Origin of the sequence: Flavobacterium flavigenum (genome assembly GCF_027111255.2) — a bacterium.
GTDB lineage: Bacteria > Bacteroidota > Bacteroidia > Flavobacteriales > Flavobacteriaceae > Flavobacterium > Flavobacterium flavigenum.
Genome location: NZ_CP114285.2, coordinates 3,378,071 through 3,401,365, shown reverse-complemented (window position 1 = coordinate 3,401,365; position 23,295 = coordinate 3,378,071). Strand labels below are relative to the sequence as shown.

Genomic DNA, 23,295 nt, shown 5'->3' with positions numbered 1-23,295 from the left:
CATAACTGCTTTTTACAATTTTACAAAATTTGATTCGATACTTATCAAATCACACAAAAGTCATCTCATATTTAATATGGAAAAAAGAAAAATTGAAATAATGGATACAACGCTCCGTGATGGTGAACAAACCTCAGGAGTATCTTTTTCTGCTGCAGAAAAACTGACCATTGCACAATTATTGCTGGAAGAATTAAATATTGACAGAATCGAAATTGCTTCAGCACGTGTGAGTGAAGGCGAATTTCAGGGGGTCAGTGGCATTATGTCCTGGGCCGAAGAAAAAGGATACACCAGCAGAATTGAAGTCCTGACTTTTGTTGACGGCGGCCTTTCTATAGACTGGATGAAAAAATCAGGTGCCAAAGTCCAGAATTTATTGACGAAAGGCTCTCTCAACCACCTGACACATCAATTAAAAAAGACTCCGGAACAACACTTTTCTGAAATAGCCCAAACAATAGCGTTAGCAAAAGAAAATAACATTGAAACCAATGTTTACCTGGAAGACTGGAGCAACGGAATGCGTAATTCTCCTGAATATGTTTTTCAATATTTAGATTTCTTAACGCAGCAACCTGTAAAAAGAATTCTGCTTCCGGACACTTTGGGAGTATTGATTCCATCTCAGGCTTTCGAATTTATTTCGACCATTACAGCAAAATATCCCAATACTCATTTTGACTTTCATGCTCATAACGATTACGACTTAAGTGTTGCTAACGTTATGGAAGCTATAAAAGCCGGAATAAAAGGACTTCACGTAACCGTAAACGGAATGGGTGAACGCGCCGGAAATGCACCGCTTGAAAGTACGGTTGCTGTTATCAATGATTTTATGCCGGATGTAAAAATCAACATTAAAGAAACCTCGTTATACTCTGTAAGCAAATTAGTTGAAACTTTTACAGGATACAGAATTCCTGCAAACAAACCTATTGTTGGAGATAACGTTTTTACACAGACTGCCGGAATTCATGCCGATGGCGACAACAAAAACAATTTATATTTTAATGATCTTCTTCCGGAACGTTTTGGAAGAAAAAGAAAATACGCCCTTGGAAAAACTTCAGGAAAAGCTAATATTGAAAAAAATCTTCAGGAATTAGGATTAAAATTAAATCAGGAAGATTTGAAACTGGTAACCCAAAAAATCATCGAATTAGGCGACAAAAAAGAAACTGTTACCAAAGAAGATTTACCTTATATAATTTCTGATGTTTTAGACAGTCATACTTATCAGGATAAAATTACGATAGATTCTTATATGCTGGTTCATTCTAAAGGAATGCGCCCATCGACCACTTTATCTTTAAATTTAGATGGCGAAATAATAGAAGAAAACGCACAAGGCGACGGTCAGTTTGATGCTTTCATGAATGCATTGACCAAGATTTACAAAAGCAAAAAACTAACACTTCCAAAATTGATTGATTATGCAGTGCGAATCCCTCCCGGAAGTAGTTCAGATGCCTTATGCGAAACTATTATCACCTGGGTAAATAACGGAAAAGAATTCAAAACCCGCGGATTAGATTCGGATCAGACCGTTGCAGCCATTATTGCTACTCAGAAAATGCTGAATGTCATCACGCAGTAAAACTTAAATAAATAATCGAAATAGTAAATAAACCCATAATATCAATAAAATGAAATTTAACATAGCCCTTTTAGCCGGAGACGGAATCGGACCAGAAGTAATTGATCAGGCAGTAAAAGTATCAGATGCTGTTGCCAAAAAATTTGGACATGAAATTACCTGGAAACCAGCTTTAACCGGTGCTGCTGCAATTGATGCAGTAGGTGAGCCTTATCCGGATGCTACACACGAAATTTGTAAAAATGCTGATGCTGTTCTTTTTGGAGCCATTGGACACCCTAAATATGATAACGACCCTTCTGCGCCTGTACGTCCGGAACAAGGTTTGTTGAAAATGCGTAAAGCATTAGGTTTGTTCGCAAACGTAAGACCAACATTTACATTCCCCTCTTTATTGGATAAATCTCCTTTAAAAAGAGAAAGAATCGAAGGAACTGACTTAGTTTTCTTAAGAGAATTAACCGGCGGAATTTATTTTGGTGAAAAAGGAAGAAAAGACAACGGAGATACTGCTTTTGACAACTGTGTTTATACAAGAGCCGAAGTACAGCGTTTAGCTAAAAAAGGTTTCGAATTAGCCATGACACGTTCTAAAAAATTATGCTGTGTGGATAAAGCTAACGTTCTGGAAACGTCACGTTTATGGAGAGAAACGGTTCAGGCTATGGAAAAAGACTACCCGGAAGTAGAAGTAAGCTACGAATTTGTTGATGCGGTTGCGATGCGTTTGGTACAATGGCCAAACTCTTATGATGTTTTGATTACGGAGAACTTATTTGGAGACATTTTAACAGATGAAGCTTCTGTAATTTCTGGTTCAATGGGATTAATGCCTTCTGCATCGATGGGAGCTGAAGTATCTTTATTTGAGCCTATTCACGGTTCATATCCACAAGCTACAGGATTAAATATTGCTAACCCAATGGCTACTGTTTTATCTGCAGCTATGATGTTCGAAAACTTCGGATTGATGGAAGAAGGAAAAGCAATGAGAGATGCTGTAAACAAAGCTTTAGAAGCCGGAGTAGTTACTGAAGATTTAGCTAATGGAGGCAAAGCATACGGAACCAAAGAAGTAGGTGACTGGTTAGCTGCAAACGTATAATTAGTTATTTTTTGTTTCAGGTTCAAGTTTCAGGTTACTACTGGAACGTGAAACCTGAAACAAATAAAACATGAAACAAAAAAAGGGATCAATGTAAATTGATCCCTTTTATATATTTAGAAAAAAATATTAATATCCTCCTCTGTTTCCACCACGGTCATTTCCACCACGGTTGTTTCCGTAACCTCCGCGAGAATCACCTCCACGGTTGTTATTGAAGCTTCTTCTTTCTCCTTCAGGTTTCGGCTCAGATTTATTAACCACAATTGCACGTCCTGAAACAACAGCTCCGTTCAATTCATCAATTGCTTTTTGAGCTTCCGCGTCGTTTGGCATCTCAACAAAACCAAATCCTTTGCTTCTTCCGGTAAATTTATCAGTAATAATTTTTACTGAATCTACCGCTCCGTAAGCCTCGAAAGACTCTCTTAAATCTGCTTCCTCAATACTGAATGGAAGGCTTCCCACAAAAATGTTCATATGTACTTGTTTATTATAATGTAGCAAATGTAGTCTTATTTTTCTGTAATCTACTATAGATTAGTTTATTTATGTTTTTATTTTGATTTATAGCTAAGAATCCTATAAAATAATCATCAATAAAGCCCATTTATTTTCTTCAACAGATTTAATAAATTTATGACACTTAAATTCAGAAAAAAATTATATCTTTGCGCCCTTAATTAACAGAGGTCGAGTACCTCAAAATTTAATCATACGATTATGTCAGTAAAAATTAGATTACAAAGACACGGTAAAAAAGGAAAACCTTTTTACTGGGTTGTAGCTGCAGATGCACGCTCAAAAAGAGATGGTAAATACTTAGAGAAAATCGGTACTTACAATCCAAACACTAACCCGGCAACTATCGACTTAAACCTTGATAGTGCAGTAAAATGGTTGCACAATGGTGCTCAGCCAACTGATACTGCAAGAGCGATCCTTTCTTACAAAGGTGCTTTATTGAAACACCACCTTGATGGAGGTATCCGTAAAGGAGCTTTGACTCAAGAGCAGGCAGATGCAAAATTAGCTGCTTGGTTAGAGGCTAAAGCTGGAAAAGTTGATGCTAAAAAAGACGGTTTATCAAAAGCACAGGCTGATGTTAAAGCTAAAGCTTTAAAAGCAGAACAAGAAGTTAATGCAAAACGTTTAGCTGCTGCAGCTCAGGCTGAAGCTGATGCTATCGCTGCTGCAACTGCTGCAGAGGCTACAGAAGAAGTTGCTGAAGTTGAAGCTGCTACTGAAGAAGCTCCTGCTGCTGAAGAGAATAACGAAACAACTGAAGCATAATTTTAGTTAGCGATAATGCGTAAAGAAGAATGTTTTTATTTAGGTAAAATCGCTAAAAAATTTAGTTTCAAAGGTGAAGTCCTGATCTATTTAGACACAGACGAACCTGAGTTATACGAAAATCTGGAATCAGTGTTTGTTGATCACAACAAACATCTGGTTCCTTTTTTTATTGAAACAAGTTCTTTACACAAAAACGACTTTTTAAGAGTTCGTTTTGAAGATGTAAACACCGAAGAAGATGCTGATGCCTTAGTTGGAAATGCTGTCTATCTTCCTTTAACTATGTTGCCAAAACTTTCCGGCAACAAATTTTATTTCCACGAAGTTATTGGTTTCGAAATTGAAGACCAGCGTTTAGGCGTTTTTGGAAAAATCACTTCTGTTAATGATTCTTCTGCCCAGCCACTTTTTGAAGTTTTAAATGGCGAAGTTGAAATACTAGTTCCAATGATTGATCATTTCCTTGTAAAGATTGACAGGGAAAACAAAAAAGTCATCATGAATCTTCCTGAGGGATTGGTGGAAATGTACTTATAATTACATTTTAGACTTCTTAGATTGTTGGACTTTTAGATTATCCAAATTAACATTATTCGTTCCTTTCAAGGAAAATCAAAAATCAAGAATCGTTAATTATCATTCTTAAATCATTATGTTTCAATTCAAACAATTTTCTATTCAGCAAGACAAAACCGCTATGAAAGTTGGAACTGACGGTGTTTTACTAGGTGCATGGTCTCCTGTAAATCATAATCCGTTTAGTGTTTTAGATATAGGTGCAGGAACCGGAGTCATCGCTTTAATGCTTGCTCAAAGGAGTCAAGCACAACAAATCGATGCGCTTGAAATTGACGAAGACGCCTATGAACAAGCAGTAGAAAATTTTGAAAATTCTCCCTGGGGAGATCGTTTATTCTGCTTTCATGCCGGGTTGGACGAATTTATTGAAGAACCGGAAGATGAATACGATTTGATTGTTTCAAATCCACCTTTTTATTCCGAAGATTATAAAACATCAAACGAACAACGTGATTTGGCCCGTTTTCAGGATGCAATGCCTTTTGAAGAATTGGTTGAAGCAGCGGACTTATTGCTTTCAGAAAATGGAATATTTGCAGTGATCCTTCCATTCAAAGAAGAGAAAAACTTTATAGCTTTGGCCAAAGAAGCTCAATTATATTCAACCAAAATTACTCGCGTAAAAGGTACCCAAACTTCAGAAATTAAACGCAGTTTATTAGCTTTTAGCCGAAACGAAAATCAGGAAGCTGAAATAGATGAATTGGTTATTGAAATCGATCGACATGTGTATACACCAGAATATATTGAGTTGACAAAAGATTTTTACCTTAAAATGTAGCTTCTCTCTTTTTTAAATTTCAGGTTCAAAACACATTACAAAATCTTATTTTTATACTTCTAATATCTCAAGAAGTTGAACAAAACTAATTTTTACAACATTAACTATTAGTTTTGTTATATTTCTTTATGTAGATTTGTAATTATAAAACTATCGTACCATGAAACCCGATTTATTTCAAGCACCCGATTATTATAACCTTGATGATTTACTAACAGACGAACACAAATTGGTTCGCGAGTCTGCACGTGCATGGGTTAAACGTGAAGTTTCTCCTATCATAGAAGAATATGCTCAAAAAGCAGAATTTCCAAAACAAATCATAAAAGGTCTTGGAGAAATTGGCGGATTTGGACCTTATATTCCTGTAGAATATGGCGGAGCAGGCTTAGACCAGATTTCATACGGACTGATCATGCAGGAAATTGAGCGCGGAGATTCGGGCGTACGATCTACCTCATCAGTACAGTCTTCTTTAGTAATGTATCCTATCTGGAAATATGGAAATGAAGAACAACGAATGAAATATCTGCCAAAACTGGCCACAGGGGAATGGATGGGCTGTTTTGGTTTAACCGAACCAGATCACGGTTCTGACCCCGGAAGCATGATTACCAATTTTAAGGATATGGGCGATCATTATCTCTTAAATGGTGCTAAAATGTGGATTTCGAATGCTCCTTTTGCTGATATTGCCGTAGTCTGGGCAAAAAATGAAGAAGGCAGAATTCACGGATTAATCGTAGAACGCGGAATGGAAGGCTTTACAACGCCTGAAACGCATAACAAATGGTCGCTTCGTGCATCTTCGACAGGCGAATTGATTTTTGATAACGTAAAGGTTCCTAAAGAAAACCTGTTACCAAACAAATCCGGATTGGGAGCACCGCTTGGGTGTTTAGATTCAGCCAGATACGGAATAGCCTGGGGAGCAATTGGAGCGGCAATGGACTGCTACGATACTGCTTTGCGTTATGCCAAAGAAAGAATCCAGTTTGGAAAACCTATTGGAGGAACACAATTACAGCAGAAAAAACTGGCCGAAATGATTACCGAAATCACAAAAGCACAATTATTAACCTGGAGATTAGGAGTTCTACGAAACGAAGGGAAAGCTACAACGGGCCAAATCTCAATGGCTAAACGAAATAATGTTGACATGGCAATTCACATTGCGCGAGAAGCCAGACAAATGCTGGGCGGAATGGGAATTACAGGCGAATATTCGATCATGCGCCATATGATGAACCTTGAAAGTGTCATTACTTATGAAGGCACTCATGACATTCACTTATTGATAACAGGAATGGATGTTACAGGGCTTTCGGCATTCAAATAATAACCCTCTATTAAAATATATTGAAAATCAATACCAAAAGCTTCCTCTAATCGGGAAGCTTTTTTATATTTACCAAAAATACCACGTCTATGAATATTGAAACCATCAACAATCGCATTTACCCTCAAAAGGAAATGCTTTTACAGCATTCTTTGTACAATAAAATCCAAAGCATCGATGACCTGCATAGTTTCTTAGAAAGTCATGTTTTTGCAGTTTGGGACTTTATGTCACTATTAAAGGCTTTACAGGCTAAACTTACCTGTACAACTACGCCTTGGTTTCCAACAAAAAATCCCGAAACCCGATATTTAATCAACGAAATTGTCCTTGCTGAAGAAACCGACCTCACTATTGACGGCAAAAGACAAAGTCATTACGAAATGTATATCGAGGCAATGAAGGCCTGTGGTGCAGATACATCTGCAATAAACAAATTTTTATCTGAGGTAAATTCGCTTCATAATATTTTTGTTGCCATCAAACAAAGTTCCTTACATCCAGATGTAAAATCATTTTTAGATTTCACTTTCCGTGTTATAGAACAAGGTAAACCACATGAGATTGCGGCTGCCTTTACCTTTGGAAGAGAAGATTTAATTCCGGCTATGTTCACGGAAATTCTGAAAAACTTTCAAAAAAATCTTCCTGAAGTTGATTTAACAAAACTCCTTTATTATTTCGAAAGACATATTGAACTTGATGCCGATGAGCACGGTCCTATGGCCATGCAAATGATTACAGAATTATGTGAGGATGATGCTCAAAAATGGTCTGATGTAGAAGAAATTTCAATTCTGGCTTTAGAAAAAAGAATCGGACTCTGGAATGCTATTGAAGAAGAAATTTCAATGAAAGCAGAAATGGTGTAAAACCACAAATTCTTTTTTAACGTAACTATTTGTTTAGAAATGATGCGAAATCTAATTTATACAAATTATGAAACCACACTTTAAACAAATAGTTATTGTTTTACTTTCTATATCGCTTTTGAGTTGCAGCACTGAAGAAAGCCCTTCGGAAACGGCTGTTACACCCGAACCTGTCACACCTCCAACAACAATCCCTAATCCGGAAATCCCAAGCGGATCTATTGCTAAATCAATAAATTATTTAGCACTAGGCGACAGTTATACTATTGGGCAAAGTGTCTGCGAAACCTGCCGGTTTCCGGAACAGCTCAAAACGAGTTTAAAATCGTTTTATACAGAAACCAACTTTTCATTACAGGTTATCGCCACAACCGGATGGACAACTACCAATTTAATTTCGGCCATAAACCAGCAAAAACCCGAATCCAATTATGATTTGGTGACGTTATTAATTGGTGTCAATAATCAGTATCAAGGAAAAGATTTTTCTGTTTATGAAAGAGAGTTTCCTGAATTGGTAACCAAAGCAATTGCATTGGGGAAAGGCGACAAAAAAAACGTAATTGTGGTTTCGATACCTGATTATGCTTACACCCCCTATGCAAAAAATTTAAGTGACAGTCAAAAAACAAAAATCTCCACCGAAATCAATCAGTACAATACCTTTGCTGAGAATTACTGCAAAACAAATGCAATCGTTTTTGTAAATATTACTGACATTACCCGGCAAGGGCTGAGCAACCTAAATCTGGTCGCTTCAGATGGACTGCATCCTTCAGAATCTGCTTATGCTTTATTTGTTGAACGTCTTATACCGAAAGTCAAAGTAGTATTGCAGGATTAGATATTTATTACTTTTATGAAGCAGAAAATCCTTATTCAAAAGACCAATTCTCCCGCTATCCATTTTATCTTTTATGGCGAACCCCGCCACAAAAGGATATCATTTCTATCGGGGCTGGATTAGAGGTTTTGTTTTTTCAAGAAATAAAAAAATCCGTAATCTCTTATTGAAATTAAGGCGTTTTTTACAGAGAGGAAGCAATTCCATTAAATCCTTGGCAATCCTAACTCGTCTAAAAATTTATTATGATCATTTGTAAATTTTTCAATTTCTAAATTTATAGCCTTCAATTTTAAATTAACCTGTCGTAAATCAATTTTTTCTTCCTCCACAGAAGTATTAACATATCTTGAAATATTAAGATTATATCCTTGTTTCTCAATTTCATCCATTGATACTCTTCTCGAATATCTTGGTATTTCATTTCTGTACTTGTACGTATCAATAATTTTTTCGAAATGTTCTTCGCTGAGTGTGTTTTGTCGTTTTCCTTTTTCGAAATGCTCACTTGCATTAATAAAAAGCACATCATCATATCTTTTGCATTTTTTTAGAATTAAAATTGAAACTGGAATTCCTGTGGAATAAAAAAGATTTGAAGGTAGTCCAATAACGGTATCAATATTATTTTCTTTCAATAATTTGGTTCTAATGCGTTCCTCTGCACCACCACGAAATAATACACCATGAGGCAGAATAATCGCCATCGTTCCGTTTTGGCTTAAGAAGTGAAAGCCATGTAATAAAAAAGCAAAATCTGCCGCTGATTTAGGTGCTAAACCATAACTTTTAAAACGGAAATCTTCTACCATAGCTTCATTAGGTTCCCAACGCAAACTAAAAGGCGGATTCGCCACAAATAGCATCAAACTCAACTTTTTTGGCCGGATTCATTTCATTTAATTCATCCCATTGATTGAGTAAAGTGTCACCGTGAAATATTTCAAACTCGGTATCTTTCATGCCGTGTAAAAGCATGTTCATACGGGCTAAGTTATAGGTAGTTATGTTTTTTTCCTGACCATATATCTTACCTACGTTTCCTCCATTTTCTTTTATGCGTTTTCTAACATTTAAAAGCAACGATCCGGAACCACTTGCGAAATCAAGGACTTTCTCAAGTCTTATTTTTGGACCTTGTGTAGGGTCTTGGCTGTCTAAGGTTACTATTTCTGAAAGAATGGAAGATATTTGCTGTGGCGTGTAAAATTCTCCTGCTTTTTTACCTGAACCTGCTGCAAACTGACCAATTAAATATTCGTAAGCATCACCTAAAGTATCTGAATCGGTAGAAAAATCTTTAATTCCCTCTGCAATTTTCTGAATGATGACACATAGTTTGGCATTTCTATCCTCGTGTTTTTTTCCTAATTTTTCGGAGTTCAGATTGATTTCTGAAAACAATCCTTGAAACGCATTTTCAAAAGACTGATTTTCTATGTATTTAAAACCTTGCTCTAATGTTTCAAGTAAATCCTTATTTTGAGTACGCGCCATTTCAGCAATACTGCTCCATAGATGTTTTGGTTCTATTACATAGTGAATCTTTCTGCGCATTTGTTTTTCAAATTCAGCTACATCTGCTTCATTCTCTGCGTACCAAACGCTTAAAGGGTTTCTTTTGTCATTATCATCCAGATTGGGATAATCTCTTCCTAATTCTTTTTTTGCGGATGCTTCGTAGTTCGATGATAAATATCTAAGGAAAAGAAACGACAGCATATAATCCCGAAAATCATCGGCATTCATCGCTCCACGTAAATTATCTGCTATATCCCAAAGGGTTTTACCCAATTGTTGTTGTTCTTTTTGTGTCATTTTCAATTAAAATTTGAAATTATACTTAGTTACAAGCTTATCAAAAACTTCACTAAATACTCTTATCTGTTCTTCATTCATTTCACTAATATTAGGAGCAAAAACTCTAGTGTGAGATACTGAATTAATCATCATAATGATATCTTCGGGTTTTTCTATTTCTATTTCTTGTAACAGCATCTTAATTTGACTTGTACCAATGAATGAAGTAATATTCTCTAATAGCTGCCGTAAAAGAACATAATGAAAAGTGTAGAGTTCATTTGCTTTTTTAGCTTCATCTAATACTTGTAATAGATGCAAATGAAAAAGAAAGACTTCCTTGTTAAACGGTTTTAATTCTAATTCTTTGTTTTGTTTTTTCAGCATAAAGAATTTTGAATTCTTTTTGTACTTGTCACTTTTTTCGCCTTTACTTAACCTATCAAATAGTATAGAAAACAATCCTATATGATGGGTTGTAACTATTATCTGTTTTTTTGGAAAGGTATCAACAATCAACTTCATAATAGATTCTGCTGTCAAAAAGATATTATGGTCATCCATACTAGAAACAGGATCGTCAATGAAAAAATGAGCGTCCTGAACACCTGTCCAGGAATCCGTTTCAAATAAGGCTATAAAAAAACACCAGATAAAAATTCTTTCTTCTCCTCGGGAGATTTTTATTGGGTTTGTATTTTCATCATCTACATAAAAAGTAACCGAATGAATACCTTTTTCTCTGTCTCCATCCTCATAAAGATTTAAACTGAATTTATATCTTGGATGGTATAATGCTAAAGTTTCTTCTAGTATATCAGTATCAAGTAATAATGAATGAAATTGATTTAATGAACTTGATACAATATCCAGTTTTATATTTTGATTGTCATTTGGTTCATCATTGTCCCATACAAACAAATCTTCACTAAAGGCATTGTAATAAACTCCTGTATGATTTCCCTCTTCAGTCTTAGTTACGTTTTTATACTCAACAGATAAACGGGTTTTACCTGTTGCGTTAAAAGCGTAAACAAGAATGATTTTTTCCTTCGTATCTTTTAATTCCTGAGCTATTTCAGTTAATGTACTCATATTTTAATTTCTTACTTTAGGAAACAACCCTTGCATTAATCCTTTTTTATGTAATTTTAATTGCTCAATTTTATTTGACTGTTCTTTGATTAAGCTATCCACCGATGAAAGGGTTTCAGCTATTTTTTTCTGTTCTTTTAATGACGGTGGAAATTTTAATTCTATGGCTGAAAATGCTGATTTATTTATTAAAGGAACTGCGTGATTCCCTGCCATATCAGCAATGTTAGAAGCGTTGTACTCTAAAACTGAATATAAAAAATCGTTGGAATAGTTTTCAAAACAAGTCAAAGAGTTTATTTGCTGATTTGTAGCACATTCAACTTTACTTTGAGCAATTTTCCCAATTGTTGAACCTATACAAACAAATAAAACGCTATTTTCTTTTATTTTTCTTGTTTTAGAAAATCCTAAATCACTTAATTTAGTCTTGGTATTTGTAATATGTCTATTATCATTAATATCAGCAGGAGAAACAAATAATTTTTCACCATTGTAATATTGTGTTTCAATAGTACTTGGAGTATTTCCAGTAATTATTTCAGCGACTTTATCTAACCTTTCTATTTTCCACTCCCCATCTTTCTCAAACTCCTTAAACCTCAACTTCGGCACTTTTTCTCCTTCTTGTGTAAAAAGGTTTTGCATCAATCCTTTTTTGTAGGTTTTTAAGGTTTCTAATTTATTGGTGTGAGCGGTTATTAATTCATCTAATGAAGAAAGGCAGTCTGCTATTTTTTTTTGTTCATCAATAGAAGGCTTTCCAATAACGATTGGCTCTAAATTTACATAATATAAGTTTTTAACATTTTGTCCTTCAACCACTCGAGCAAACTCCTTTTCTAATGTCCTGAAATAATAAGTGTAGAAAATTGGATATTCTTTTGTTTCATATACACTAATCATTTCACCAATTGCAACATTTGGAAATGGTAGATAACAACAATGAGATGCAAAATCTTTTGCAACTTCTCCTACACGGGGCACAAGAATTTCACCTCCTTTACTAAATCTTAAATCGCTTGGGTCGATGTTTGTTCGTGATTTAATTTCAGAGATAATAGTATCAAACTTGGTATATAATTCGCCATATCTTACACAAAACGTTGGCGCATCAGAAGATAATGACCATTTTGGCGCGCTTTTTCCGTAGTAAAATTTGCCTATTTCGCCAATAGTGCTATTTTTCCATTCCTTATCATTTTCAAAATCAGGAAAACGTAATTCAGGAATAAATTTATTTTGGTTGCTCATTATTTGCATTTAATTCGTTTAACACTAAGGTTTGGAGTTCTTCTTTTGGTAATAGTAGTTGGTATTCTGCCACACCAATAGGTTTGTTGATGTCTTGCAATGCAATTTCTACATCCAGATGGTCTTTGTCTGCACAAAGGATAATACCAACAGATGGGTTTTCGTTTGTGCCTTTTTCGAATTTATCGAGTAAGGAAAGATAAAGGTTCATTTTTCCCACATATTCAGCTTTGAAACTTCCTATTTTCAGTTCAATAGCTACCAAAGATTGCATACCTCTGTGAAAAAAAAGCATATCTACAAAATATTCTTTTTGGTTGTATTCTAATCGGTATTGGTTACCGATAAAAGAAAAACCTTTTCCTAATTCTAAAACAAAAGATTTAATTTTTTCTACCAATCTTTTTTCTAATTCCAGTTCTTTTACGTTTTCAGTTATTCCTAAAAAACCAAGATTGTAGGTGTCTTTAAAAACTTCGTTGGCATAGTCTGCATCAACTGGGGAAAGTGTATCGTTAAAATTGTGTGATTTGATTTGCTTTTGAACGTGGGCGTAATGGTCCATTTTTATAGCATTGAGCAACAGGTCTCTACTCCAGCCTTTGGTTACGGCTTCGTTGGCATAAAATTCAACTTCTTCAAAGGATTGTATCTTGCTTAATAACAACAAATTATGTCGCCACGGCAAAACTGCGACGCATCGTCGCAGTTTTTCACCTGCCAGATGATACCTTTCATAAAAACGTTTCATATCCCATAGGTTACGGGGAGACAGGCCCATATCGGGAAATTTGCTTTTGAGGTCAACAGACAATTGACCAACAATGCCACTGCCGTACCCTTCTGCCAATTGTTTTTCAAAAAGTAGTTTGCCTAAATTCCAATAAATAGAAGTAGTGGCACTATTCAATTGTCTCGCGACAAGACTCCTTGTCGCGTGAATCTCTGCTACAGCCTGATTGAATAGTACATCATACTCATTTTTATTGATCGCTGTTATTTCTTTTTTATTCATAAGCCGTAAGTCCAGATATTTCTTGCCCTTGGGCTTGCTTTTTTAATAGCGGTATCAAATCCGTCATAAGAGCTTGTTCTTTTACGCTTCGCTCTTTCCAGTTCAGTTCTAAAGGTTCTAACAAATCAGTCAGTTTTTCACCGTCAAAAATCTTCCGGCTCATAATGTTGGCTACAAATGCTTTTAAATTGGCCGTTTGTAAACCGTGAATAATTGCAATATTGGTTAATATTTTATCGTTTTTTTCGTCTTTAAATTTTTGGTAGCCAGCGCGCAGTTTGTCCACATCCTGCCCTTTGTTCCAGTCTAAACTATTGATATAATCAGCTAAATCTTCCTGTTCTTCCATTAAATTGGCAGTAGCGCTCAGCAAACAGATGATTTCGTCTTTACTCATTTTTTGTTTAGACGGTTTCATCTGCAGGTTATCTGCTACGAGATTCATTATATAATCATAATCAATCACCGCAGAAGCAAATAATACAAATTCAAAATCCAGTTGCTGAATGTCTTCTGGTGCGTTGTTACCCTCTTTGTCTTGGATGGCTTTAAATTGCTTAGCCGTTTCTAAATAAGAACTTCTAAACGACTGTAAGCGATCGACAGGCAAGATGGTTTCAATAACTTCTTTTTGTGTTTCGTCTAAGTCGGTGTATTGGTCTAACTGCGTTTTTAATCTCTGAACTTCTTTAAAGTTTTTTACAAAAGTGATTTTTGCAGTGTCGCCTCTTAAGTTATACACTTCAGAAGGATCGTTGACCAAATTGTTTTCTTCCATAAAAACACCTAAAGCTTCAACCGCTTTTTTGTATTCTTCAATAACTACCGGAGCAGGATCAACCATCCAGATTTTAATGGCTTTGTCTTCTGATTTTTCACCAGAAAATAAAGCAATTGCCTGGTTTACCTGTTCCTGCTGTGAACGAAAATCTAAAATATTTCCATAAGGTTTTGTGTCGTTCAGCACGCGGTTGGTTCGGGAAAATGCCTGAATCAATCCGTGGTATTTCAGGTTTTTATCTACATATAAAGTATTTAGAAACTTAGAATCAAAACCGGTAAGCAGCATATCAACCACAATGGTAATGTCTATTTTCTTTTTATGCGGAAGTTCCTTATTTGCCCATTTCTGGTCTTTTATTCGCGCTTGTACATTTTGATAGTATGCGTCAAACTCATTGATGTTATGATTGGTACCAAATTGTTTATTGTAATCTTCAATAATTTCAATCAGTGCTTTCTTTTTTTCTTCAGGATTGGATTGATTGTCGAACTTTTCCTGTTGCAAATCTTCCTGTAACTGCTTGATGTCTTCGGCATTTTTTTGTTCGCCTTCTTTTGCCATTAGTTGTGCAGGCGGAGAGAATACGCAAGCAATATTTAAAGGAACATAATCACCGTCTGCCTCTGATTTTTTCTGTTGGGCGAGTTTAAATAAGCGGTAATATTCAATAGCATTATTAATTGAAGCTGTTGCAAAAACTGCATTGAATTTTCTATGGTTAGTAGCCGAATCATGCTTTTCTAAAATAGCATCTACAACCGCCTGCTGTGAAATAGCTTCGCCGGGTTTTGGATTTATTTCTCCCTGTCCCTTGTAATAGTCGATATGAAAACGCAGTACGTTCTTATCTTCAATGGCATGTGTTATGGTGTAAGCGTGCAGTTCTTTTTCAAAAATAGATTCGGTAGTCTTATAGGTAGCTTCTTCACCTTCCCGAATTGTATAATTTGAATTATCCGGAAAAATTGGAGTTCCCGTAAAACCAAATAACTGCGCTTTCGGGAAAAACTCTTTAATGGCTTTATGGTTTTCTCCAAATTGAGAACGATGACATTCATCAAAAATAATTGCCATTCTGCTATCGCTCAGATGCTTTAATCGCTCTTTGTAATTTTTGGTATCATCAAGTGCCAAGCCTAATTTTTGAATGGTGGTAACGATGACTTTATCAGAGTAATCAGAAGATAGTAAACGTCTCACTAAGCTTTCGGTATTGGTGTTTTCTTCAACACTTCCTTCCTGAAATTTATTGAACTCTTCACGGGTTTGTCTGTCTAAGTCTTTTCTGTCTACAACAAATAAACATTTATCAATCTCAGGGTTTTCTTTTAGTAAAGTTGAGGCTTTGAAAGAAGTTAAGGTTTTTCCACTTCCTGTTGTGTGCCAAATATAACCATTGCCACGATTTTGATTGATACAATCTACAATAGCTTTTACAGCATAGATTTGATAGGGCCGCATTATCAAAAGTTTTTGCTCACTTTCTACCAAAACCATATACTTGCTGATCATTTCGCCTAAAGTGCATTTAGACAAAAATTTATCGGCAAATAACGCAAGATTTGTAATTTTCTTATTGCTTTCATCAGCTAATTGATAAACAGGCAGAAACTGTTCATCTGCATTAAACTGAAAATGTTGATTTCTGTTATTGGCAAAATAATACGTATTCGATTGATTACTGACAATAAACATCTGCATAAAGCACATCAATGAATTGGTATATCCATTTCCTGCGTCATTTTTATAATCGACAATTTGTTGCATTGCCTGTCTTGGCGAGATGCTGATTCCTTTCAGTTCTATCTGAACAATTGGTAAACCATTAATCAAAATAATTACGTCATAGCGATGATTGCTATTTTCTGTATTTATTCTCAACTGGCTAATTACTTCATAATCATTTTTGCACCAGTCTTTGATATTAACCAAAGTATAATGCAACGGAGTTCCATCTTCACGCTGAAAATAATTTTTTCCACGAAGTGTTTTTGACGCTGCAAAAACATCCTGAGTAATGATTTCATCCCGTAATCGTGCGAATTCTGAATTACTTAAACGAACCCGATTTAGTGCTTCAAATTTTTCACGAAAGTTTTGCTCAAGAGAAAATCTGTCACGTATATCAGCACGATAAATGTATTTTAAATCTTTTAGCTTTGTAAGTAAGCTCTCTTCAATATGTGTCTCTTTTGTCATTTAATGTAAAAAATGATTCATTTATAAACATACATTATTACTCAAAAGTAGTTAAATATTTTTTTAACCGATAACGATAACCAAAGGATTAAAGTAATTAATTGAAGTAAAAAAAACCCAATTCTACATTTTTATGTGTAAAATTGGGCTATATATTTAAAATCTTAATCCGAAGATTTTATCTCGCAGAGAGGAAGGGATTCGAACCCTCGATACAGTTACCCATATACTAGCTTTCCAGGCTAGCTCCTTCAACCACTCGGACACCTCTCTATTTTGGTTTGCAAATAACATGAAAAAAAACGAGTTAGAAAAGCATTTTTAAAAATTCCTTTCAATACTTGTCTTATTTATCTAAAATAAACCGGCTATAGCGAAATCTCGCCACGCAAAGCCGTTTCAAAAATCGTTTTAAATTCGTTTTGCGGAATACTTACTGTATGTCCCAGCAGATACATCAGCTTAGTAATAGCCGCTTCCGTTGTAATATCTTTTCCGGAAATAACTCCCAGCGACTTCAAAGCTGTACTGGTTTCATATTGTCCCATGTTGACACTTCCACCGGAGCATTGGGTTACATTCACGATATGCATTCCACTCTGAATTGCTTTTTTTATCAGGTTTAAAAACCAGTCTTCGGTTGGTGCATTTCCTGAACCATAGGTTTCCAGAACAACTCCTTTTAAATCTTTAGTCGCTAAAATGGAAGCCAGAACAGTTTCGCTCATCCCGGGAAACATTTTTATAATCGCTACATGATTATCCAGGTTTTTATGGACAATCAGTTTTGCATCGGTTTTTACCGGAAGAAATAAATGCCGGTTTAATTTTAAGTGTACGCCGGATTCTACCAGTTCCGGATAATTGGGTGCTGTAAAAGCCCTGAAATGTTCCGCATTTACTTTTGACGTTCGGTTTCCCCGGTATAATTTATATTCGAAATACAGACAGACTTCAGTTATAACAGGCTTTCCGTCTTCCTGAAGTGAAGCAATCTGAATGGCTGTAATCAGGTTTTCTTTGGCATCAGTACGCAAATCACCAATTGGCAATTGTGAACCTGTAAACACAACAGGTTTAGCCAGATTTTCAAGCATAAAACTCAATGCTGATGCCGAATATGACATCGTATCTGAACCGTGAAGCACTACAAATCCGTCAAACATATTGTAATTTTCCTCAATAATAGTAGCGATTTTGGCCCACATTTGAGGATTCATATTCGAAGAATCAATTGGATTTTCAAATGAGACCGTTTCGATTTCGCAGTCCAGTTGTTTTATTTCGGGGATATTTTTAAGTAGTTTTCCGAAATCAAAAGCTTTAAGCGCCCCTGTTTCAAAGTCTTTGCTCATCCCGATGGTTCCACCGGTATAAATTAAGAGTATTTTAGCTTTAGAAGGCATCCTGATATTTCAATTTATTCACGACCGGATTGGCATACATAGCCAAAAATCCTTGTCTGGCAACACCATTGTCAGTTCCTATTCTCTTTTCTAAACGACGCTCAAAAAGCTGTTTTTCACTTTCTTTATACAAATGAGCGTATTTATTGGTTTCGTTTAAAATATCGTAAGCAATAAAATTGGTTGGCCATAACTGGTAATTCTGTAAAATAGAATCATCAATCGTTTGTGCCAAAGCCTGAATCTGTTTGTTCGAATTATCATTTTCAGCCACAATCTGATCAATTTCAGAGTCAAGAACATCTCCAACAGAAATATGGATTCTTTTTTTAGTTCCCATGATACCGCTTAAAATGGTCATGAAATCTTCGTTTTTGTCTTTTACGTACACTTCGTTATTAGCCTCTGCCATTAATTGCGGCATTTTCAGAACGTCCGTCGGATCATATTCGTATGAAATTGCTACCGGAACGATTTTTAATTTTTTGAAATAATCCATCGGATTCGCTTCATCAGAACCCATTGCAATCATTTTTAAAACTCCCGGATTGGTTTCGTCATTTCCATCTTTGGTACGACCTTCACGCTGTGCAATCCAAACCGAACGATTCTCACGAAGCAGTAACTGCCCCATATATTCTGCCAGTAATTTCGAACTTTGCAGCATTTCTCTTGGCGTTAAACCTCTCAAAACTAAAAAGTTCCTGTTCAGTTTTGCGAGGGTGCTCAAAAATGCTTTTTTAACTAAATTATCACCAATTGCAGATGCTGTCATAACCAAACCATGTTCGAAAAGACAAACATTCAGTAAAGTGGTATCCAGCAAAATATCGCGGTGATTGGATATAAATAAATAAGGAGTGTTTTTTTCTAATTTCTCAAAGCCTGAAGTTGTAAGCCCTTCTGAACTTTTTTCGAGAACTTTCTGAATGGTCTGATAAATAAAATTGCATTGAAAATCACGAATAGAGTGTGTTTTCTTCAATTGTTCTTTCCAGACTTCATCATTTAATTCCGGAAAAGTAAAATTCATCATGGTTTTCATCATCGGATGATTGGCAACTCCATGAAGTGCTTCGTTTACTTCAGAATCATAAAATGGTCGAATAGCGTCAAATTTCTGCATTATAATTATCAATTTAGGTGGGCAAAAGAACAAAAAAAAAATTAAAGTATCGTAATCGGCATATTAAATCCCGAAAACGTCTTTGGAGTTTTGCGTTGTTGCTGCTGCAATTTCTGTATCTGAAAGGTCGTAAATTTCGGCCAGTTTTGCAATTACATTTGCTAAATAACTGCTTTCGTTGCGTTTACCTCTGTACGGAATGGGTGCCAGATAAGGCGAATCGGTTTCTAAAACAATATGTTTTAAATCAATCTGGTGTAAGAATTGGTCGATTTTTCCGTTTTTGAATGTAACAACACCTCCGATTCCGAGTTTCATATTATACGAAATTGCCTGTAGCGCCTGTTCGTACGTTCCGGTAAAACAGTGAAAAATACCAAACAAATCAGCTGATTTTTCTTCTTCCAGAATTTCAAAAATTTCATCAAAAGCTCCACGACAATGAATCACGATGGGCAATTTATATTGTTTTGCCAGCTTGATTTGTCTTCTAAAAGCAATTTGCTGTTCTTTTAAATGCGTTTTGTCCCAATATAAATCGATTCCGATTTCGCCAACGGCATAGAATTTTCGTTTTGAAAGTTCAGTTTCAACATGTTTCAGCTCATCCAGATAGTCATCTTTCACGTAAGTAGGATGCAGTCCCATCATCAGGAAAACATAATCCGGATAATTTTGCTCCAAATCATACATAGATTGTGTGGCTGCAGCATCAATAGCAGGAATAAAAAAACGGGTTACTCCGGCATTTATGGCTCGATGCATCATTTCGTCACGATCCTGATCAAACTCTTCAGAATATAAATGCGTGTGTGTATCTGTGATTGTAATAGTAGGTTCCAATTGCAAAAATTTAAAACGCCAAAATTACGACAATAATAAATGAATAGCAATTAGGGAATTGTGACGCAGATTTAACGGATTCACTTTCGTGAAAACACTGATGTAACACGGATTTTCCTCTACTAATTGTCAGACTGAGCGGAGTCGAAGTCCTATAAAGTATTATTTTCTCGTTTGTATTACGGCAATATGCAAAAAAATAGCAATTATAGCTTGGTATACAGATCTATTATTTGGGTATAATCTAAAAAAAAATCCGCAAAGCATTTTTAAAACTTTGCGAATCTCTGTATAAAATCTCCGTGTATGGCTGTGTAACAATTATTCCAAAGCATCCAAAAGTTCCTGAACCTCATCATAGCCTTCATAATCCTGAGATATAGTCTGCAGGATTTGTTTACAGCCATTATAATCTTTTTGTTTTAATTTTAATAAAGCCAGATTCCAAAGTGCTTTTTCTTTGTAAACAGAATTTCCTGATTTCAATTCATTAAAAACTGTTTCTGCTTTATTATACTGACTGACCTGCAATAAAGAAACCCCATAATAATATTGAATTTCAGCGGTTTTTTTATTTTTAAGAACCGCCTCAAAAAACGGAATGGCTTCCTTGAATTTTCTTTCATTAAACGTTTTTTCGGCCTGTACCAAATTTTCATTTGTATTGCTTCTTTCTGTAAAATAAGCCTGTTCGGGATGGTTATAATCATTAAAAGACGGATTCTGGTTGTAGTCAAAAAAGAACAATCCGAATAAAATAGCTACAGATGCTGCCGCTGCATAATACCATGGACGCATCGGGAACACTTTCGGCTTTTCTTTATTGAAATGTTTATCTGCAATAGCAGACAGGTTTTCTTTAAACGCCTCTTTTTCCTGCTCATGCCCGAATTTATTTTCTAATTGTTCCAAAACTTCTTTGAACGTTCTGAATTCAGCGGCAAATTCGGGATTTTCTGAAAGCGTTCTTTCAAAGCTGTTTCTTTCTTCAACAGTCATTTCTCCCTGCAGATACTGATCAAATAATATGTAGCGTTCTTCGTTCATGGCTAATTATTTTTAAGAGATTTAAAATTTTTTGCTTCCTGAATCCATTGTGTCAGCTGTCCGATACATAACGATTTCTTTTTACGGACATAACCGTACGTTACGTTTAGCTTTTCGGCAACCTCCTCCATCGATTTAATGGCAAAACTCAATTTTAGGACCTCCTGGCATTTGTCTCCTAATTTCTGGAACATCGTATCAAAAAGTTGCTGTTTTTCATCAAATTGTTCGGTTTCTTCAACCAATTCGAGAGCAGATTCATTGATAGATGCAAAATCTTCATTAATTGTTACCCCTTTATTCGAAGTTTTTTTCAATTCGTTAAGCCATTTCCTTTTACACAGCAAAAAGAAGTAGGCATCAAACGGACAAGTAAGCTGTAATGTATTGGCTTTTGCCTGATTAAAAAGCAAAATCATGATTTCCTGAACCACATCCTGTGCCTGATCCTTGTCTCCGGAATTATTCATGATATAATAGACCACTTTAGGAACGAAATTTTTATAGATAGAACGAATTATGACCGAGTCATTCGCGGCAATTCCTTCAATATATTTCTGGTCGGGATGAATTTTACTTTTTTCCATAATTGAAAATTATTAGCTAAAGTAAAAAAAAGAATCTGAAAAAAATTACACAAAAGCGGGGTAACAATTTTAAAAGACAGTTGATATAAAGACAGTAAAGGGTTATTTAGAATCAAAAAATCACATAAATATGGGAAGTTATCAATTTACATCCGAGAAAGATTTTGCCAAGTTCCAGCAGACGCTGTCGAACAAAATTCGCAACGGATTTATCGTAATTGAAAAAAATGATAAACTTCCTTATGTGGTTTTATCCAGAGAAAAAAAACAAATTGATTCTTCCCTGCAGCTGACTTTGGTTTTTGCTACACTGGGGCTTTGGTCAATTGTCTGGCTTTATTTGATCATTAGTCTTTCACGCAAAAAACAAATCCTGGTTGCACTCGATGAAGACGGAAATGTTTTTGAAGAAAAATGCTTTTCCAAATAAACTTCAAAAAAAATAAAAAACAGAGGTAACAATTTTAAAAGCCTGTTGATATAGTCATATAAAAAGAATAAAAATAAATTTTGAAAACAAGGGTAACAATATCAAACCCGAGTTGATGTAAGGATATAAAAATTAAATTAACAACCCGAATCTGAAAACCAACTGATAAAGATCAGCTCAGATTTATAAAAATTAGAAATCATGAATACAAATTTTAGAAAAATCGGATTATTATTTTTAGCCTTAGCGGCTTTCGCAAGTTGTGATGACAGCGAAGGAGATAACAAAGTTACGCCACCATCTGCATCAGAATTTGCAGCGGTAAGAGACAACGCTTTGGCAGGAAAAACACAACATTTTACAGCAACAGCCGGAGACGGAACAATTACGATAACTTCTGCAAAAGGTGTTAAACTTAACATCAACGGAAACTGTCTTACCAAAAACGGAAATGCTGTAACAGGAGCAATCGACATTGAATTTGTGGAGCTTTTTGACAAAGGAAGTATGTTGGTAACCAACAAACCAACTATGGGCTTAATGGCTGACGGAAAGAAAAATTTATTAATCTCAGGAGGAGAATTTTTTATCAAAGCCACACAAGGCGGTGTTGAACTTCAGACTTCGTGTACTATGAATATGATTATTCCTACAAACCTAACAGGCGGACTGGACAATACTATGACACTTTGGACAGGTGTAATTGATGAAGCAGAAGAACTTGTATGGAGAGAAGCCAAAGCTGGTGCTGACGGAGCCAACGGAAAAGGCGGTGTACAGGGAGAAGGAAACAATTATTATGTAACTTTTGGAAACTTTGGATGGACAAATGTTGACCGTTTCTACAGCGATCCAAGACCTAAAACTACTATTTTGGTAGATGCTCCTGAAGGTTATGACAACAACAACTGCGCAATTTACCTGTCTTATGACGGAGAAGGAACAAATGCTCTTGCAAAATTAGATACTTACACAGCTGCAGGTTTGTTTAGCGAACATTACGGACAAATTCCGGTTGGTTTAGCCTGTCACATCATTTTTGCTACAGAAGATAACGGCCAATGGCGTTACGCAATCAAAGGGGTAACAATTGCTGCCAATCAAACCTACACCTTTACTTTAGCCGAAACAACAGTCGGCTCCGAAGCCCAACTGGTAGCAGCAATCAATGCTATTCAGTAACTTACAAAATACTTTTTTAAGAAAAAGTGGTGATTTGCTCACCACTTTTTTTTACATTTAATGCTGTTTTAAACTCATTCTGATGATTTTCAGAAGCTAATCCTGCTGTCC

The 23,295-nt window shown here is 35.5% G+C and carries 22 protein-coding genes and 1 tRNA gene; 10 read left to right on the top strand and 13 right to left on the bottom strand.

Annotated features, from left to right (window positions below):
* Positions 1–76 precede the first annotated feature (76 nt).
* Entirely contained in the window at positions 77–1,600 is a 1,524-nt protein-coding gene (locus OZP09_RS14035; RefSeq protein WP_269234373.1) for an alpha-isopropylmalate synthase regulatory domain-containing protein, read from the top strand.
* A gap of 49 nt (positions 1,601–1,649) precedes the next feature.
* Entirely contained in the window at positions 1,650–2,705 is a 1,056-nt protein-coding gene (leuB, locus tag OZP09_RS14030) for a 3-isopropylmalate dehydrogenase (protein WP_269234372.1), read from the top strand.
* 129 nt (positions 2,706–2,834) lie between these two features.
* Here the strand turns inward: leuB and rbp are convergent, their stop codons facing one another.
* On the bottom strand, positions 2,835–3,185 hold the full coding sequence (gene rbp, locus OZP09_RS14025; protein ID WP_025571406.1) for an RNA-binding regulator: 351 nt from the start codon (positions 3,183–3,185) through the stop codon (positions 2,835–2,837).
* A gap of 243 nt (positions 3,186–3,428) precedes the next feature.
* Here rbp and OZP09_RS14020 point away from each other — a divergent pair, with 243 nt between their 5' ends.
* The 6 genes from OZP09_RS14020 (at position 3,429) to OZP09_RS13995 (ending at position 8,416) form a co-directional block, all read left to right on the top strand.
* Positions 3,429–3,998, top strand: a complete 570-nt coding sequence (locus OZP09_RS14020; protein WP_269234371.1) for a 30S ribosomal protein S16 — start codon at positions 3,429–3,431, stop codon at positions 3,996–3,998.
* A gap of 15 nt (positions 3,999–4,013) precedes the next feature.
* Positions 4,014–4,538, top strand: coding sequence for a ribosome maturation factor RimM (rimM, locus tag OZP09_RS14015; RefSeq protein WP_269234370.1), 525 nt, complete (start codon positions 4,014–4,016; stop codon positions 4,536–4,538).
* Between the two features lie 115 nt (positions 4,539–4,653).
* A complete protein-coding gene (locus OZP09_RS14010) occupies positions 4,654–5,361 on the top strand; it encodes a tRNA1(Val) (adenine(37)-N6)-methyltransferase (protein ID WP_269234369.1) in 708 nt (235 codons plus the stop codon).
* A 160-nt stretch (positions 5,362–5,521) separates the two neighbouring features.
* The gene (locus OZP09_RS14005; protein WP_281309546.1) at positions 5,522–6,700 is read left to right on the top strand and encodes an acyl-CoA dehydrogenase family protein; all 1,179 of its coding nucleotides are present in this window, start codon (positions 5,522–5,524) and stop codon (positions 6,698–6,700) included.
* Between the two features lie 89 nt (positions 6,701–6,789).
* On the top strand, positions 6,790–7,572 hold the full coding sequence (locus OZP09_RS14000) for a DUF3050 domain-containing protein (RefSeq protein WP_269234368.1): 783 nt from the start codon (positions 6,790–6,792) through the stop codon (positions 7,570–7,572).
* A gap of 67 nt (positions 7,573–7,639) precedes the next feature.
* Positions 7,640–8,416 (top strand): SGNH/GDSL hydrolase family protein, encoded by a 777-nt coding sequence (locus OZP09_RS13995; protein WP_269234367.1) that lies wholly within the window; start codon positions 7,640–7,642, stop codon positions 8,414–8,416.
* A gap of 206 nt (positions 8,417–8,622) precedes the next feature.
* Here the strand turns inward: OZP09_RS13995 and OZP09_RS13990 are convergent, their stop codons facing one another.
* The 12 genes from OZP09_RS13990 to OZP09_RS13935 form a co-directional block, all read right to left on the bottom strand.
* Positions 8,623–9,282 (bottom strand): N-6 DNA methylase, encoded by a 660-nt coding sequence (locus OZP09_RS13990; RefSeq protein WP_269237882.1) that lies wholly within the window; start codon positions 9,280–9,282, stop codon positions 8,623–8,625.
* Positions 9,254–10,234: an N-6 DNA methylase gene (locus OZP09_RS13985; protein WP_269234366.1), complete on the bottom strand. Its 981-nt coding sequence runs from the start codon at positions 10,232–10,234 to the stop codon at positions 9,254–9,256. Before OZP09_RS13985 ends, OZP09_RS13990 begins: the two co-directional genes overlap by 29 nt.
* A 6-nt stretch (positions 10,235–10,240) precedes the next feature.
* Positions 10,241–11,311: an AAA family ATPase gene (locus tag OZP09_RS13980; protein WP_269234365.1), complete on the bottom strand. Its 1,071-nt coding sequence runs from the start codon at positions 11,309–11,311 to the stop codon at positions 10,241–10,243.
* A 3-nt stretch (positions 11,312–11,314) separates the two neighbouring features.
* Positions 11,315–12,565 carry a restriction endonuclease subunit S gene (locus tag OZP09_RS13975; RefSeq protein WP_281309545.1) on the bottom strand — a complete coding sequence of 417 codons (1,251 nt, stop codon included), beginning with the start codon at positions 12,563–12,565 and terminating at the stop codon, positions 11,315–11,317.
* Positions 12,549–13,580 carry a PDDEXK nuclease domain-containing protein gene (locus OZP09_RS13970; protein WP_281309544.1) on the bottom strand — a complete coding sequence of 344 codons (1,032 nt, stop codon included), beginning with the start codon at positions 13,578–13,580 and terminating at the stop codon, positions 12,549–12,551. The genes OZP09_RS13975 and OZP09_RS13970 overlap by 17 nt, the downstream gene beginning before the upstream one ends.
* Complete coding sequence (locus OZP09_RS13965) at positions 13,573–16,563, bottom strand: type I restriction endonuclease subunit R (RefSeq protein ID WP_281309543.1); 2,991 nt, start codon at positions 16,561–16,563, stop codon at positions 13,573–13,575. The genes OZP09_RS13970 and OZP09_RS13965 overlap by 8 nt, the downstream gene beginning before the upstream one ends.
* Positions 16,564–16,749: 186 nt before the next feature.
* Positions 16,750–16,836: transfer RNA gene (locus OZP09_RS13960), tRNA-Ser, on the bottom strand.
* A gap of 95 nt (positions 16,837–16,931) precedes the next feature.
* Entirely contained in the window at positions 16,932–17,969 is a 1,038-nt protein-coding gene (locus OZP09_RS13955) for an asparaginase (RefSeq protein WP_281309542.1), read from the bottom strand.
* Positions 17,959–19,095 carry a 1-acyl-sn-glycerol-3-phosphate acyltransferase gene (locus OZP09_RS13950; protein WP_269234357.1) on the bottom strand — a complete coding sequence of 379 codons (1,137 nt, stop codon included), beginning with the start codon at positions 19,093–19,095 and terminating at the stop codon, positions 17,959–17,961. The genes OZP09_RS13955 and OZP09_RS13950 overlap by 11 nt, the downstream gene beginning before the upstream one ends.
* Positions 19,096–19,158: 63 nt before the next feature.
* Positions 19,159–19,926 (bottom strand): TatD family hydrolase, encoded by a 768-nt coding sequence (locus OZP09_RS13945; protein ID WP_269237881.1) that lies wholly within the window; start codon positions 19,924–19,926, stop codon positions 19,159–19,161.
* A gap of 333 nt (positions 19,927–20,259) precedes the next feature.
* Positions 20,260–20,985: a tetratricopeptide repeat protein gene (locus OZP09_RS13940; protein WP_269234356.1), complete on the bottom strand. Its 726-nt coding sequence runs from the start codon at positions 20,983–20,985 to the stop codon at positions 20,260–20,262.
* Positions 20,986–20,987: 2 nt separating this feature from the next.
* Entirely contained in the window at positions 20,988–21,572 is a 585-nt protein-coding gene (locus tag OZP09_RS13935; protein ID WP_269234355.1) for an RNA polymerase sigma factor, read from the bottom strand.
* 130 nt (positions 21,573–21,702) lie between these two features.
* Between OZP09_RS13935 and OZP09_RS13930 the strand changes: the two genes are divergently transcribed.
* Both OZP09_RS13930 and OZP09_RS13925 read left to right on the top strand, forming a co-directional pair.
* Positions 21,703–22,002: a hypothetical protein gene (locus tag OZP09_RS13930; RefSeq protein ID WP_281309541.1), complete on the top strand. Its 300-nt coding sequence runs from the start codon at positions 21,703–21,705 to the stop codon at positions 22,000–22,002.
* Between the two features lie 201 nt (positions 22,003–22,203).
* On the top strand, positions 22,204–23,184 hold the full coding sequence (locus OZP09_RS13925; RefSeq protein ID WP_269234353.1) for a hypothetical protein: 981 nt from the start codon (positions 22,204–22,206) through the stop codon (positions 23,182–23,184).
* The last annotated feature ends 111 nt before the right edge of the window (positions 23,185–23,295 follow it).